Here is a 1,044-nt window from a genome sequence, read left to right as displayed (position 1 = left end):
GGCATCAACCCGCTACGCCTGATGGTCCGAGCCGCCCGCATCGCGAGCAAGCCCGCTCCCACAACAGCGCTTTTGATCCAGCCCTTCGCGGCGGCTGACAACTAAAGATAGCGCGCCATGATCTCGTCGATCACGCCGTCTTTGCGCAACCTGGCGGTGCTGGAGCGCGAGTTACCCAAGCTGGATTGATATTAAGTTGATGATCAGCGTGCGCAGTAATCAGGCCATGGCCGCGCATGGCAAGAATGGTATTTACCGCTAAATCAAGACAACCAAAGACAAATCACCTCATCGCAAACCGAACGCGGTCAACTGTGGGAGCGGGCTTGCTCGCGATGGCATCAACCCGCTACGCCTGATGGTCCGCGCCGCCCGCATCGCGAGCAAGACCGCTCCCACAACAGCGCTTTTGATCCAACCCTTCGCGGCGGCTGACAACTAAAGATAACGCGCCATGATCTCGTCGATCACGCCGTCTTTGCGCAACCTGGCGGTGCTGGAGCGCGAGTTACCCAAGCTGGATTGATATTAAGTTGATGATCAGCTTGCGCAGTAATCAAGCCATGGCCGCGCATGGCAAGAATGGTATTTACCGCTAAATCAAGACAACGAAGACCAATCACCTCGTGGTTATCGCAAACCAAACGCGGTCAACTGTGGGAGCGGGCTTGCTCGCGATGGCATCAACCCTATACGCCTGATGGTCCGAGCCGCCTGCATCGCGAGCAAGCCCGCTCCCACAACAGCGCTTTTGATCCAACCCTTCGCGGCGGCTGAAAACTAAAGATAACGCGCCATGATCTCGTCGATCACGCCGTCTTTACGCAACCTGGCGGTGCTGGAGCGCGAGTTACCCAAGCTGGATTGATATTAAGTTGATGATCAGCGTGCGCAGTAATCAGGCCATGGCCGCGCATGGCAAGAACGGTATTTACCGCTAAATTAAAGACAACGGAGACCAATCACCTCATCGCAAACCGAACGCGGTCAACTGTGGGAGCGGGCTTGCTCGCGATGGCATCAATCCGGCACGCCTGATGGTCC

At 56.6% G+C, this 1,044-nt stretch carries 3 pseudogenes; all 3 read left to right on the top strand.

Annotated features, from left to right (window positions below):
• Positions 1-135 precede the first annotated feature (135 nt).
• Positions 136-262, top strand: a pseudogene (locus ACOZK9_RS27320) (divergent polysaccharide deacetylase family protein); the annotation flags it as partial.
• A gap of 210 nt (positions 263-472) precedes the next feature.
• Positions 473-599 (top strand): annotated as a pseudogene (locus ACOZK9_RS27315) (divergent polysaccharide deacetylase family protein); the annotation flags it as partial.
• Between the two features lie 215 nt (positions 600-814).
• Positions 815-941: pseudogene (locus tag ACOZK9_RS27310) on the top strand (divergent polysaccharide deacetylase family protein); the annotation flags it as partial.
• Between the last annotated feature and the right edge of the window lie 103 nt (positions 942-1,044).

Source organism: Pseudomonas kitaguniensis (assembly GCF_049199985.1).
Classification (GTDB): domain Bacteria; phylum Pseudomonadota; class Gammaproteobacteria; order Pseudomonadales; family Pseudomonadaceae; genus Aquipseudomonas; species Aquipseudomonas kitaguniensis.
The sequence above is the reverse complement of the archived record's forward strand: the minus strand, read 5'-3'. Positions and strand labels throughout refer to the sequence as shown.